The organism is Microbacterium altimontanum, assembly GCF_058349865.2.
Map to the genome: position 1 here is coordinate 12,221 of NZ_JBYRJB020000004.1, position 12,192 is coordinate 24,412.

General features: G+C 68.2%; 11 protein-coding genes. 4 read left to right on the forward strand and 7 right to left on the reverse strand.

Features of this window, described 5'->3' with window-relative positions; all coding sequences use genetic code 11:
• Entirely contained in the window at nucleotides 1-1,734 is a 1,734-nt protein-coding gene (gene ctaD / locus AC3RX1_RS07320; protein ID WP_491500572.1) for an aa3-type cytochrome oxidase subunit I, read from the forward strand.
• Nucleotides 1,735-2,169 (forward strand): cytochrome c oxidase subunit 4, encoded by a 435-nt coding sequence (locus AC3RX1_RS07325; RefSeq protein WP_491500573.1) that lies wholly within the window; start codon nucleotides 1,735-1,737, stop codon nucleotides 2,167-2,169.
• A gap of 365 nt (nucleotides 2,170-2,534) precedes the next feature.
• Here the strand turns inward: AC3RX1_RS07325 and istB are convergent, their stop codons facing one another.
• From istB to ctaE, 6 genes are all read right to left on the reverse strand, one after another.
• A complete protein-coding gene (gene istB, locus AC3RX1_RS07330; RefSeq protein ID WP_491500574.1) occupies nucleotides 2,535-3,332 on the reverse strand; it encodes an IS21-like element helper ATPase IstB in 798 nt (265 codons plus the stop codon).
• Nucleotides 3,332-4,546 (reverse strand): IS21 family transposase, encoded by a 1,215-nt coding sequence (gene istA, locus AC3RX1_RS07335; protein WP_491500575.1) that lies wholly within the window; start codon nucleotides 4,544-4,546, stop codon nucleotides 3,332-3,334. The genes istB and istA overlap by 1 nt, the downstream gene beginning before the upstream one ends.
• Nucleotides 4,547-5,010: 464 nt before the next feature.
• Entirely contained in the window at nucleotides 5,011-6,837 is a 1,827-nt protein-coding gene (qcrB, locus tag AC3RX1_RS07340) for a cytochrome bc1 complex cytochrome b subunit (protein ID WP_491500576.1), read from the reverse strand.
• Nucleotides 6,834-7,913, reverse strand: a complete 1,080-nt coding sequence (qcrA, locus tag AC3RX1_RS07345; protein ID WP_491500577.1) for a cytochrome bc1 complex Rieske iron-sulfur subunit — start codon at nucleotides 7,911-7,913, stop codon at nucleotides 6,834-6,836. Before qcrA ends, qcrB begins: the two co-directional genes overlap by 4 nt.
• Nucleotides 7,914-7,952: 39 nt before the next feature.
• A complete protein-coding gene (gene qcrC / locus AC3RX1_RS07350; RefSeq protein WP_491500578.1) occupies nucleotides 7,953-8,756 on the reverse strand; it encodes a cytochrome bc1 complex diheme cytochrome c subunit in 804 nt (267 codons plus the stop codon).
• Nucleotides 8,757-8,776: 20 nt separating this feature from the next.
• Nucleotides 8,777-9,415, reverse strand: coding sequence for an aa3-type cytochrome oxidase subunit III (gene ctaE, locus AC3RX1_RS07355; RefSeq protein ID WP_491500579.1), 639 nt, complete (start codon nucleotides 9,413-9,415; stop codon nucleotides 8,777-8,779).
• A 220-nt stretch (nucleotides 9,416-9,635) separates the two neighbouring features.
• On the opposite strand from ctaE, the gene trpD reads away from it, so the two are divergent.
• Both trpD and AC3RX1_RS07365 read left to right on the forward strand, forming a co-directional pair.
• A complete protein-coding gene (gene trpD / locus AC3RX1_RS07360; RefSeq protein WP_491500580.1) occupies nucleotides 9,636-10,697 on the forward strand; it encodes an anthranilate phosphoribosyltransferase in 1,062 nt (353 codons plus the stop codon).
• A gap of 8 nt (nucleotides 10,698-10,705) precedes the next feature.
• Entirely contained in the window at nucleotides 10,706-11,707 is a 1,002-nt protein-coding gene (locus AC3RX1_RS07365; protein ID WP_491500581.1) for a PHP domain-containing protein, read from the forward strand.
• A gap of 24 nt (nucleotides 11,708-11,731) precedes the next feature.
• Here AC3RX1_RS07365 and AC3RX1_RS07370 read toward each other — a convergent pair whose 3' ends face one another.
• Nucleotides 11,732-12,061 carry an SHOCT domain-containing protein gene (locus tag AC3RX1_RS07370; RefSeq protein ID WP_491500582.1) on the reverse strand — a complete coding sequence of 110 codons (330 nt, stop codon included), beginning with the start codon at nucleotides 12,059-12,061 and terminating at the stop codon, nucleotides 11,732-11,734.
• Nucleotides 12,062-12,192: the final 131 nt, after the last annotated feature.

Below are 12,192 nucleotides of genomic sequence, written 5' to 3' on the forward strand. Positions count from 1 at the left end.
ATGGCGACGACGCTCCCGCTACAGGAGCCCGCGACGGGCCGGTCGACGACGCTTCCTCCCCGCCAGGCAGCGCTCATGAGCGCCAGCCGGGTGGAGCAGAAGGGCAACATCGTCGTGCGGTGGATCACGTCCACCGACCACAAGACGATCGGGTACATGTACCTCATCGCGTCGGTCATGTTCTTCATGCTCGGCGGCGTGATGGCGCTCATCATCCGTGCGGAACTGTTCGCGCCCGGCATGCAGATCGTGCCGACGAAGGACCAGTTCAACCAGCTGTTCACGATGCACGGCACGATCATGCTGCTGATGTTCGCGACGCCGCTGTTCGCCGGCTTCGCGAACGCCATCCTGCCGCTGCAGCTCGGCGCCCCCGATGTCGCGTTCCCGCGACTGAACGCCTTCGCGTTCTGGCTGTTCCTGTTCGGGTCGACGATCGCCGTGGCCGGCTTCCTCACGCCGCAGGGCGCCGCCGGCTTCGGGTGGTTCGCCTACCAGCCGCTCGCCAACGCGACGTTCTCGCCCGGTGCTGGTGGCAACCTGTGGTTCCTCGGCCTCGGCATCAGCGGTTTCGGCACGATCCTCGGCGCGGTGAACTTCATCACGACGATCATCACGATGCGCGCGCCGGGCATGACGATGTGGCGCATGCCCATCTTCTCCTGGAACACGCTGATCACCAGCATCCTCGTGATCATGGTGTTCCCGGTGCTGGCCGCCGCAGTCTTCGGCGCCGCCGCGGACCGCATCCTCGGCGCGCACATCTACGACGCCGAGAACGGCGGCGTGCTGCTGTGGCAGCACCTGTTCTGGTTCTTCGGCCACCCCGAGGTGTACATCATCGCGCTGCCGTTCTTCGGCATCGTGTCCGAGGTGTTCCCCGTGTTCAGCCGCAAGCCGATCTTCGGGTACAAGACCCTGGTGTACGCGACGATCGCGATCGCCGCCCTGTCGGTCTCGGTGTGGGCCCACCACATGTACGTCACCGGTGCGGTGCTGCTGCCGTTCTTCTCGCTCATGACGATGCTCATCGCGGTGCCGACGGGTGTGAAGATCTTCAACTGGCTCGGCACGATGTGGCGGGGATCCATCACGTTCGAGACGCCGATGGTGTTCGCGATCGGCTTCCTCGCCTCGTTCGTGTTCGGCGGTCTGACCGGCGTCATCCTCGCCTCGCCTCCGCTCGACTTCTTCCTCTCCGACTCGTACTTCGTGGTGGCCCACTTCCACTACGTGGTGTTCGGCACGGTGGTGTTCGCGATGTTCTCGGGCTTCTACTTCTGGTGGCCGAAGTGGACGGGCAAGATGCTCAACGAGCGTCTTGGCATGGTGCACTTCTGGATGCTGTTCATCGGCTTCCACATGACGTTCCTCGTGCAGCACTGGGCGGGTGTCGACGGGATGCCGCGGCGCTACGCGGACTACGCCCCGTCGGACGGCTGGACCTGGATGAACCAGGTGTCGACGATCGGTGCGATGATCCTCGGCTCGTCGATGATCCCGTTCCTGCTGAACGTCTGGATCACGGCGCGCAATGCACCCAAGGTCACCGTGAACGACCCGTGGGGCTATGGGGCCTCGCTCGAGTGGGCGACGAGCTGCCCGCCGCCGCGCCACAACTTCGCGTCGATCCCGCGCATCCGCAGCGAGCGCCCGGCGTTCGACCTGAACCACCCGGAGGCGGCCCCGGTCGCCGCACCGGCTCTCGCCGGCGTGAGCGGAGAGGTGAAGTAAATGCGCACCAATATGGGCATCTGGTGGGTCATCTGCGTGTTCTTCCTGATCGTCGCGGGTGTCTACACGGTGTGGAACATCATCGACAAGCCTGACGTCGTCTGGTTCCACGCGATCGAATGGGTCGGTTCGATCGGCCTGCTGTTCGTCGCGTTCATGGCCGCGCTGATCGCGTTCTACGTCGGCCGGGTACACCGTGCCCAGGGCGGCGAGCTGCCCGAGGACGTGCTCACCGCCGAGATCGACGACGGCGACCCCGAGGTCGGCGAGTTCTCGCCGTGGTCGTGGTGGCCGCTGGTCCTCGCACTGTCGGCCGCGTTCGCCGCGATCGGCTTCGCTGTCGGCACGTGGATGCTGCCGATCGGCCTGGGCATCTTCGCCGTGGCGATCGTCGGCTGGGTGTACGAGTACTACCGCGGACACTTCGCCCGCTGAGACACGCGTCAAGGGCCGTCGGCGCCGGGTTCCTCCCGCGCCGACGGCCCTTCGCTGTGTCCGCTCCTCGGGGTGCTGCGACGCGTTCGCCGACGCGACCGCGGCGTGAGGCAGCTGAGACTCGGGGAAGGACGCGGTACGAGCGAAGGAAGATCTGCGCGGCGTCGCCCTCCCTCCGTCCCGTTTCCTCCCTCCGTGACGGCTACAGCGTTGCGGCATGGGAGCTCGTTGCAATGGGGAAGCTGTGGGCGGCTGAGGATGCGTCGTGCCCGCCTACGGGTTCGAGAGTTGCACGTTCGCCGGTGTCGGCGACGCTTGAGAACTGGTCATTTCCGGCGCTTGAAAAGTGATCAGTTGCGGGCAGTCTAGCCAGGGGTTTCGTCGGTGGTGGTGCGGATGCTGGGGAGGCTGTCGATGCCCCTGCCGCGGAGCCGGTAGCTGGCGCCTTTGAGCGTGAGGACGTCGGCGTGGTGCACGATCCGGTCGATCATTGCGGCGGCGACGGCCTGGTCGCCGAACACGCCTCCCCAGCCGCTGAACGGCAGGTTGGAGGTGAGGATCAGCGACGCGTGCTCGTAGCGGGATGAGACGAGCTGGAAGAAGAGGTTGGCGGCGTCCTGTTCGAAGGGCAGGTAGCCGACCTCGTCGACGATGATCAGCCCGTAGCGGCGCAGCCGGGCGAGCTCGCGGGGCAGGTTCCCTTGCCGGTGGGCGTCGGTGAGGCGGGTGACCCAGTCCGTCGCGGTCGCGAACAGCACCCGGTGCCCATGCCGGGCCGCGACGATCCCCAATGCGACCGCCAGGTGCGTCTTCCCCGTTCCGGGTGGGCCGAGCAGCACCACGTTCTGCGCCTCCAGGAGGAACCCGCCCGAGGCCAGCGCGGCCACTTGCTGCCGGGCGGTGGGCTGTGCGTCCCAGTCGAAGTCCTCGAGTGTCTTGCGCGCCGGGAACCCGGCGGCTTTGATCCGCAGCTCCGCGCCGGAGGCGTTGCGGGCGCTCACTTCGCGTTCGAGGACGGCGGCGAGGTAGTCCTCGAACGACCAGCCCGCGTCCCTTGCTTGGTCGGCCATCCGGGCGGCGGCCTCGGTGATCCGGGGCGCCTTCAGCGCGCCGGCGAGGTAGGTGATCTGCTTCACCGACTCGGTGCCCTTCGTGGCGGCCATCACTGCGGCCCGCCGTCGATGATCCCGAACGCGCGGTCGTAGTCGGCGAGGTCGCGGGTCAGATCGTCCCTGCTCCCAGTTGCGGCGCGGGGCTGTTGGAACTGCTTGCGCAGCTGCGCCGCGGTCTCCACATGGTCGGGATCGGTGACCGTTCTGCCACGCGCCCAGATCCGGGGATGATCGGCGACGATCCGCCCGTCCGTCCGGACCTTCACCCGCTCCAGATCCGCGGAAACGTCGACCATCCGTCCGATCACGGTGGGGTCGACGGAGTAGTCGTTCGTATCGAGACGGACGTAGTAGTCCCGGCCCAGCCGGATGCTGTTGCGCCACCCCAGATGCAGCGGGATCGGCGGCAACGGCAGCATCGCCGCGCGATCCGCGTCCAACCGGTCCACCGGCGCCGCGCCGGTCGTGCGCACCACCCGCCGGTTCGCGCGATCCAGCCAGTCAGCGAACTGCTCGTTGAAGTCCGCCGGCGACGTGAACGACCGGCCGGGCATGAACGATGTCTCGAACCAGCCGTTACGGCGTTCCACGACGCCCTTTGACTCCGGATCTCGGGGCGGCAGCAGCACCAGCTTCGTCGCCAGGGTGCCCATGAACGCGGCCACGCCCTGCGCGGGACGGTGCCCCCGCCCGATCCCGGCCTCGTTGTCCCAGATCAGCCGCCGCGGCACCCGACCGAGCTGCTGGATCAGCTCCCAAGAGGCCAACAGCAGATCCTCTGTCATCCGGGTCGGGATCATCCGAGCGACCATGAACCGGGAGTGCGCGGCTGTGATCACCAGCACCGGCAGCAGCTTCGCCGTCCCGTCCTCGAGCGGGATCTTCTTCGGCGGGAACCACAGATCGCACTGCGCCGCATCCCCGGGATCCCACGTCAGCCGGTCCGCCGGATCGATCGGCCGGAACAGCGGCCGCAGCCGCTTCACGTTCTCCCGGAACCACGTGATCGACCCCGACCAGCCAACCCGCTCCGCGAGCACCGTCGCCGGCATGTCCGGCGTCTCCGTCAGCAGCGCCCGCACCCGCGGCTCGAACACGACGAACGACGACTCCGCCGGCGCCCGCTCATACTTCGGCGGCGACTCCGACCGGACCGCCTTCAACACCGTCGTCCGAGAGATCCCCAACCGCTCAGCGATACGCGCCTTCGGCACGCCCTCCGCCGCCAGCCTCCGGATCAGTGCCCAGTCCTCCAAGGTGATCACTCTCCAATCGTGATGAGTGACCACTTTTCACCGCCGAAACTGACCAGTTTTCAACCGCCGCCGACAGCCGGTAGCCTCGTGGCGGGCGTGGCTACCGGCCGCCTAGCCGTCGGCACAGCCCCGCGCGCCTCACAGCCTCGTGACCGTCGTCACGGCCGTCGTGACTGCGTCACAGTCGATGAAATGCTTCGTCGCGCGCGGTGCCTCGGTACGCGTCTCTCCTTCGCGCACGCCGGCGATGACGCATCCGTCGCCGCACAACGAGCGCACGACGTCTCCCACAGTCCGTGTGGGCGGTACCCGTCCTGCACCCTTGGAGAGCGGCGTCCCGTGCCCTCCGACGGCGGACAGTGCCGTTCACCGCCGCATCGTGTGAGCGAGCGCGGCTCGTCGCGTAGAAGGGCGCACAACGAGAAGGGCCCCGCCGCACGTGGTGCGACGGGGCCGGAGCGAGGGGAGTGGGTCTACTCCGCCTCGTCGTCCTTCTTCTTGCTCTTCTTCGGCGGCGCCTCCTCGGCGATCACCGAGGTCGGACGTACCGGGATCTCACCGGTCTTCGCGTCCTCCTCAAGGGGGCGCAGCGGCGAGTCGGGGTGGCCGGCGCGCTCGTGCGCTCCCTGGATCTCCGCGTCTTCGACCGTCGTCATCTGGGCGAGGGCGTGGTGCTGGTGCTCCACGGCGGCGTCGAGCTCGGCCTGCGTCACCGGAAGCAGACGGTCCTCGAAGAACCAGCGCGACATCCCGGCCCGCACGTTCTGCCAGAACCCGATGCGGCCCTTCGCGTTCGGACGCACGACGAGCGGCTCGTAGGTCTCGTAATCCACGAGCTTGAACCGGTCGAAGTGGTCGACGGGGCGGTGCACCTCGACATACTCGCCGCCGGGCAGACGCACGATGCGACCCGACTCGTAGCCGTGCAGCGCGATCTCGCGGTCCTTCTTCTGCAGCGCGATGCAGATGCGTTTGGTGACGAAGTAGCCGATGATCGGGCCGAGGATGAGCATCCCTTGCAGGGTGTGGATGACGCCCTCCATCGTGACGTGGAAGTGCGTCGCGATGAGGTCCGACGAGGCCGATGCCCACAGGACCGCGTAGAAGATCACGCCGGCCACGCCGATGGCCGTGCGGGTGGCCGCGTTGCGCGGTCGCTGCGCGATGTGGTGCTCGCGCTTGTCGCCCGTGACCCACGCCTCGATGAACGGGTAGATCAGCACGAGGACGATGAACAGACCCAGCACCAGTACGGGCAGGATGATGTTGAACGACCACGTGTGATCGAGCCAGACGAACTCGAGGTGCGGCGGCACGAGGCGCAGCGCGCCGTCGGCGAAGCCGATATACCAGTCGGGCTGCGTACCTGCCGACACCGGTGACGGGTCGTACGGCCCGTAGTTCCAGATCGGGTTGATCGTGAACAGCGAGGCGATCAGCACGATCACGCCGAAGACGAGGAAGAAGAACCCGCCCATCTTCGACATGTAGACCGGCATCATCGGGTAGCCGACGACGTTGCTGTTCGTCCGGGCGGGGCCGGCGAACTGCGTGTGCTTGTTGATCACCATCAGCATCAGGTGCAGCACGAGCAGACCCACGAGGATCGCCGGCAGCAGCAGGATGTGGAGCGTGTAGAGCCGCCCGACGATCTGGTTGCCCGGGAACTCGCCGCCGAACAGCAGGAACGAGGTCCACGTGCCGATCAGGGGGAGGCCCTTGATCATGCCGTCGATGATGCGCAGGCCGTTGCCGGAGAGCAGATCGTCGGGCAGGGAGTAGCCGGTGAAGCCCTCGGCCATCGCGAGGATGAAGAGAATGAAGCCGATCACCCAGTTCAGCTCACGCGGCTTGCGGAACGCGCCGGTGAAGAAGATGCGCAGCATGTGCACACCGATGCCGGCGACGAACACGAGCGCCGCCCAGTGGTGGATCTGACGCACCAGCAGGCCACCGCGGATGTCGAACGACAGCCGCAGGGTCGAGTCGAGCGCTGCCGACATCTCCACACCGCGCATCGGGACGAAGGAGCCCGCGTAGTGCGTGGGCACCATCGACGCCTGGAAGAAGAACGTCAGGAACGTTCCGGAGAGCAGGATGACGACGAAGCTCCACAGGGCGATCTCGCCGAGCATGAACGACCAGTGGTCGGGGAAGATCTTGCGACCCAGCTCCTTGACGAAGCCCGACAGGCTCGTGCGCTCATCCAGGTAGTTGGCGGCCCACCCGACGAAGCGGCCGCCGAGGGGCTTCTCCCGTGTGTCCTCCTGGAAGCGGGAGGGGGTGGTTGCGGTACTCAATGGCGCTCCCAGAAGCTCGGGCCGACGGGTTCGTGGAAGTCGCTCTTCGCGACGATGTAGCCTTCGCTGTCGACTTCGATGGGCAGCTGCGGCAGCGGGCGCGCCGCGGGGCCGAAGATGACCCGGGCGCCGTGCGACACGTCGAACTGCGACTGGTGGCACGGGCACAGCAGGTGGTGGGTCTGCTGCTCGTACAGGGCCACCGGGCAGCCGACGTGCGTGCAGACCTTGGAGTACGCGACGATGCCGTCGAAGCCCCAGTCCTCGTGTCCGGGAGCCGGGTGGAGGTCCTTCTCGGGGAGGCGCATCAGCAGGACGATGGCCTTGGCCTTCTCCTCGAGGTAGCCCTCGCTGTGGCCCTTCTTCGCGAGCTCCTCGGGGATCACGTGGAACGCGGAGCCCAGTGTGACGTCGGCGGCCTTGATCGGGATGCCGCTCGGGTCGTGCGCGAGGCGCGATCCCTTCTTCCACATCGTGTGGTTGAGCAGGTACACCGGGTCTCCGGCGTGCGGGTTCGCGGGCGAGTCGTGCGGAGCGAGGCCGCGGAACAGCGTGATGCCCGGGATGATCGACGCCACGAGGGCGGCGAACAGCGAGTTGCGCACCATGGCACGGCGGCCGAAGCCCGACTCCTCGTTCGCGGCGGCGAACGCCTGGATCGTCGCCTCACGCGTCGTGTCACGGCCGCGTGTCGCATGACGGGGCTCGATGAACTCCTTGTCGGACATGATCGCCTTCGACCAGTGGATAGCACCGAGGCCGATGGCGAGCAGCGCGAGCGCGATGCCCAGTCCGATGAAGAGGTTGTTGTGCCGGATGCTGGTGACCCGGCCGTCCTCGATCGGGAAGATCATGTAGGCGGCGACGGCCCAGATGGAGGCCGCGACCGACAGGTAGAACAGCGTGTAGACCGTGCGGACGGCGCGCTTCATGGCGGCCGGGTCCTTGTCGGTGGTGCGCTCCCGGTGGGGCGGCAGCGCGGTGTTCTGCACCGGATCGGGGACCGCGACGGCGAGCCCGGGGGAGGGCTTCCACGAAGCCCTCTCGTGCTCGAGCGGGTCTTCCTCGTGTGCCATGGTGCTCCTCGTGCGTGGAATGTCAGTGATCGATCAGTATCAGTTGGACTTCGCGGTGATCCACACCGTGACACCGATCAGGGTGCCGATACCGAAGATCCAGATGAAGAGGCCCTCGGCGACAGGACCCAGCGAGCCGAGCCCGAATCCACCCGGCGACTCGTGCTGCTGCAGGTAGAGCAGGTACGTGATGACGTCGCGCTTCTCTTCGAGGTTGAGGTTCAGGTTGCTGAACACCGGCATGTTCTGCGGGCCGGTGACCATCGCGGCGTACATGTGCAGCGGGCTCGTCTTGTCGAGCGCGGGGGCGAACTTGCCCTCGGTCAGTGCGCCGCCGGCGCCGGCGACGTTGTGGCACATGGCGCAGTTGGTGCGGAAGATCTCCGCGCCGTTCGCGGCGTCGCCCTTGCCGTCCAGGGTCTCCTCGGACGGATACGTCGGCCCCGGCGCGATCGACTGCACGTAGGCGGCCATCGCCTTGATCTGGTCCTCGGTGAACTGGACGGGCTTCTGCGGCGCCTGCGGGCCCTGCATCGCCAGCGGCATGCGACCGGTGGAGACCTGGAACTCGACGGCGAGCTCGCCGACGCCGTACAGCGACGGGCCCGCATCCGTGCCCTGCAGGTCCATGCCGTGGCAGGTGGCGCAGTTCGCCTGGAACAGCTTCTCGCCGTCGTCGACGGTCAGTGCCGTCGCCGACGTGGAGGAGTCGTTGGTCGCCGCCATCGCCGCGGATGCGCCCGCGTAGATGCCGCCGGTGGCGAGCAGGCCGATGCCGATGAGGACGACGGCTGCCAGGGGGCTGCGGCGCCCTGAGGCGCGACGCTTCTTGTCACGTGCCATTTGTCTGCGACTCTCGCTTGTCACTTGAGGAAGTAGATGACCAGGAACAGGGCGATCCACACGACGTCCACGAAGTGCCAGTAGTACGACACGACGATCGAGGTGGTCATCTCCTTGCGGCCGAAGTTCTTGACGGCGTACGCGCGGCCGATCACGAGCAGGAATGCGACGAGGCCGCCGGTCACGTGCAGCGCGTGGAAACCGGTCGTGAGGTAGAAGGCGGATGCGTACGCGTTCGCGTAGATCGGCATCCCCTCGAAGGTGAGCTGCGCGTACTCCCAGACCTGCCCGGACACGAAGATCGCGCCCATCGCGAAGGTGAGGAAGAACCACTCGACCATGCCCCATCCGAGGATGCCGCGCTTGCGCGTGGAGTACGGCTGGAATCGCTCCGCCGCGAACACGCCCATCTGGCAGGTGACCGACGAGAGCACGAGGATGATCGTGTTCACGGCGGCGTACGGCACGTTGAGGTGCTGCGTCATCTCCGCCCACAGATCGGGGGAGGTGCTGCGCAGCGTGAAGTAGATCGCGAACAGGCCCGCGAAGAACATCACCTCGCTGCCGAGCCAGACGATCGTGCCGACGGCGACCGGGTCTGGTCGCTTCACTGTGCGCAAAGCCTGATTGAAAGTCGCTGGGGTCGTCACGCTCCCCATTATGGCCGATTCTGCGGCGGGATATTCGCATCGGCGTGCCCGACCGGGGCCGATCTCCGGCTGAGGGGAAGCCCGGAGGATGCCGTGTGAGCGGCGCACGCTCGCCCGGCGTGCGCTGGGAGCACTCTGAGAACCCCCGATGGAGCGCGGGATGTCCGCATCCGTCACTCATCGACTCCGAGCGGGGGTGGCGGGAGGGCAGTCGATAGGATCTTCAGTCATGGCAGAACTCACCTCGTGGCCCGGGATCCTCACGACTCTCCTGGAGGGCCGCGACCTGAGCGTGTCGGAGGCCACGTGGGCGATGCGCCAGGTGATGAGAGGGGATGCGTCGCCGTCTCAGCTGGGCGCGTTCCTCGTGGCCCTTCGGGTGAAGGGCGAGACGGTCGACGAGATCGTCGGGTTCCGCGATGCGATCCTCGAGGCCGCGCTGCCGCTGCCCGTGGACGCCGATGTGCTCGACATCGTGGGGACGGGCGGCGACCGCGTCGGCACCGTCAACGTCTCGACCATGTCGGCGGTCGTGGCCGCGGCATCCGGCGTGCCCGTCGTCAAGCACGGGAACAAGGCCGCAAGCTCGGCCTCGGGGTCGTCGGATGTGCTGTCCGCGCTCGGCCTCGACCTCTCGCTCGGTCCCGAGGCGGTCGCGGAGGCCCTGCGCCGCACCGGGATCACGTTCGCGTTCGCGTCGGCGTTCCACCCGGGCTTCCGCCATGCCGGACCCACGCGGGGCGAGCTGGGCGTGCCCACCGTGTTCAACTTCCTCGGGCCGCTCTGCAACCCGGCGCGTGCGGAGGCGAACGCGGTCGGGGTGGCACAGCTCGACCGCGTCCCGCTCATCACGGGTGTGTTCCGCACCCGCGGTGCGACGGCGCTCGTCTTCCGCGGCGACGACGGGCTCGACGAACTGACCACCACGGGCCACAGCCGGGTGTGGGAGGTCAGCCTCGGCGACATCCACGAGCACGACATCTACCCGCCCGACCTGGGCTTCCCGCTCGCCGACCTGGAAGACCTCCTCGGCGGCGACCCCGCGCACAACGCCGAGGTCGTGCGTCGCACCCTGGCCGGCGAGACGGGGCCGGTGCGCGACATCGTGCTGCTCAACACCGCCGCCGGACTCGTCGCCTACCGGCTGTTCCGCGACCCGACGCAGGTGCAGCGGCCGATCCTCGACCGGCTCGCGGAGGCCGTGGAGACCGCCGCACAGGCGATCGACAGCGGCGCGGCCACGGCGAAGCTCGACGAGTGGGTGAGCGCGACGCGCTCGCTGGCGGGCTAGGCGGCGACATGCATCCGCGTGAGGCGCTCGAGGAGATCGCGTATCTCCTCGAGCGCGAGCGCGCGTCGCGGTACAAGTCGAAGGCGTTCCGCAGCGCCGCCGCCGCGATCGAAGGGCTCGACGACGCCGCGCTGCGCGACCCCGGGCTGCGGCGACGCAAGGGCATCGGCGACTCGACGTATGCCGTCATCCAGGCAGCGCTAGCGGGGGAGACCCCCGCCTACCTCGCCGAGCTACGCGAGCGCACGGGCGTGACGACGCAGTCGCAGCTGCGGCCGCTGGTGCGCGGGGATCTGCACGCGCACAGCGACTGGTCCGACGGGCTCACCCCGATCGCGCCCATGGTGGAGGCGGCGCGGGCGCTCGGCCACGAGTACCTCGCGCTGACCGATCACTCGCCGCGGCTGCGCGTCGCGAACGGTCTCTCCCCGGAGCGCCTGCGCGAGCAGCTGACCGCGGTGGCCGCGGTGAACCAGGAAGCTGCTCCCGGGTTCACCCTGCTCACCGGCATCGAGGTCGACATCCTCGAGGACGGGGTCCTCGACCAGGAGCCGGAGCTGCTCGGCGAACTCGACATCGTCGTGGCCTCTGCCCACTCGAAGCTCCGGATGGATGCGGCACCGATGACGCGGAGGCTCGTGGTCGCCGCATCCGACCCCCGCACCGATGTCCTCGGGCACGTGACCGGGCGGCTCGTGGAGGGATCCCGCGGGACCCGGCCGCCGTCGCAGTTCGATGCCCGCGCGGTCTTCGAAGCCTGCGCGGCGCACGGCGTCGCGGTCGAGATCAACTCCCGGCCGGAGCGGCAGGATCCGCCCGATGAGCTGCTCGCGCTCGCGCTCGAGCTCGGGTGCCTGTTCTCGATCGACTCCGATGCGCACGCACCGGGGCAGCTGTCGCTGATCGACCACGGAGCTGCGCGCGCCGAGCGCGCAGGCGTGCCGGCCGAGCGGATCGTCACGACGTGGCCGCTCGACCGCCTGCGCGCCTGGACCGGTCGCCCCCGGTAGGGACGCCGGTCCACGCGCGGCGGCTCAGCGTTCGGGCGGCTGCGGCGCGTTCGCACGCAGAACCTCGAGCCGCTTGCGGTACTCGACCTCGTCGATGTCGCCCTGGGCGTACCGCTCCGCCAGCGTCGTCTCGGCTTGTCGGCTCGGAGACACGTGGCCGTACGGGCCGTATCCGTCCCGCATCGCGGCGCGGCGCCAACGCCGGCCGAAGACGGCGAACAGGATGGCGAACACGGCGATCCAGAACAGGGGGATGAGGAGGAACCACCAGCCGAAGCCGGGTCCCCAATGTCCGCCGACATGGGCGGCGGCGATCGCGCCGCGGAAGGCGGAGTCGGCGAGTGCGGTGGTCATGATGTGCCTCTCGTGAGCTCGGATCGCGGCGATCGCGATCCACGCTCACGAGTCAACGCCGGTCAGCGCATCCGCGAATCCGTCCCCGGGAGTCTTGTGCGCTGCTCCCCGGGGAGTAGTCGCCCGGATGC

What these genes read in the sequence shown, in the direction of transcription:
- qcrC (WP_491500578.1), bottom strand. Translation starts at nt 8,756, where the DNA reads ATGGCACGTGACAAGAAGCGTCGCGCCTCAGGGCGCCGCAGCCCCCTG.
- ctaE (WP_491500579.1), bottom strand. Translation starts at nt 9,415, where the DNA reads ATGGGGAGCGTGACGACCCCAGCGACTTTCAATCAGGCTTTGCGCACA.
- AC3RX1_RS07370 (WP_491500582.1), bottom strand. Translation starts at nt 12,061, where the DNA reads ATGACCACCGCACTCGCCGACTCCGCCTTCCGCGGCGCGATCGCCGCC.
- trpD (WP_491500580.1), top strand. Translation starts at nt 9,636, where the DNA reads ATGGCAGAACTCACCTCGTGGCCCGGGATCCTCACGACTCTCCTGGAG.
- AC3RX1_RS07365 (WP_491500581.1), top strand. Translation starts at nt 10,706, where the DNA reads ATGCATCCGCGTGAGGCGCTCGAGGAGATCGCGTATCTCCTCGAGCGC.
- ctaD (WP_491500572.1), top strand. Translation starts at nt 1, where the DNA reads ATGGCGACGACGCTCCCGCTACAGGAGCCCGCGACGGGCCGGTCGACG.
- AC3RX1_RS07325 (WP_491500573.1), top strand. Translation starts at nt 1,735, where the DNA reads ATGCGCACCAATATGGGCATCTGGTGGGTCATCTGCGTGTTCTTCCTG.
- qcrA (WP_491500577.1), bottom strand. Translation starts at nt 7,913, where the DNA reads ATGGCACACGAGGAAGACCCGCTCGAGCACGAGAGGGCTTCGTGGAAG.
- istB (WP_491500574.1), bottom strand. Translation starts at nt 3,332, where the DNA reads ATGGCCGCCACGAAGGGCACCGAGTCGGTGAAGCAGATCACCTACCTC.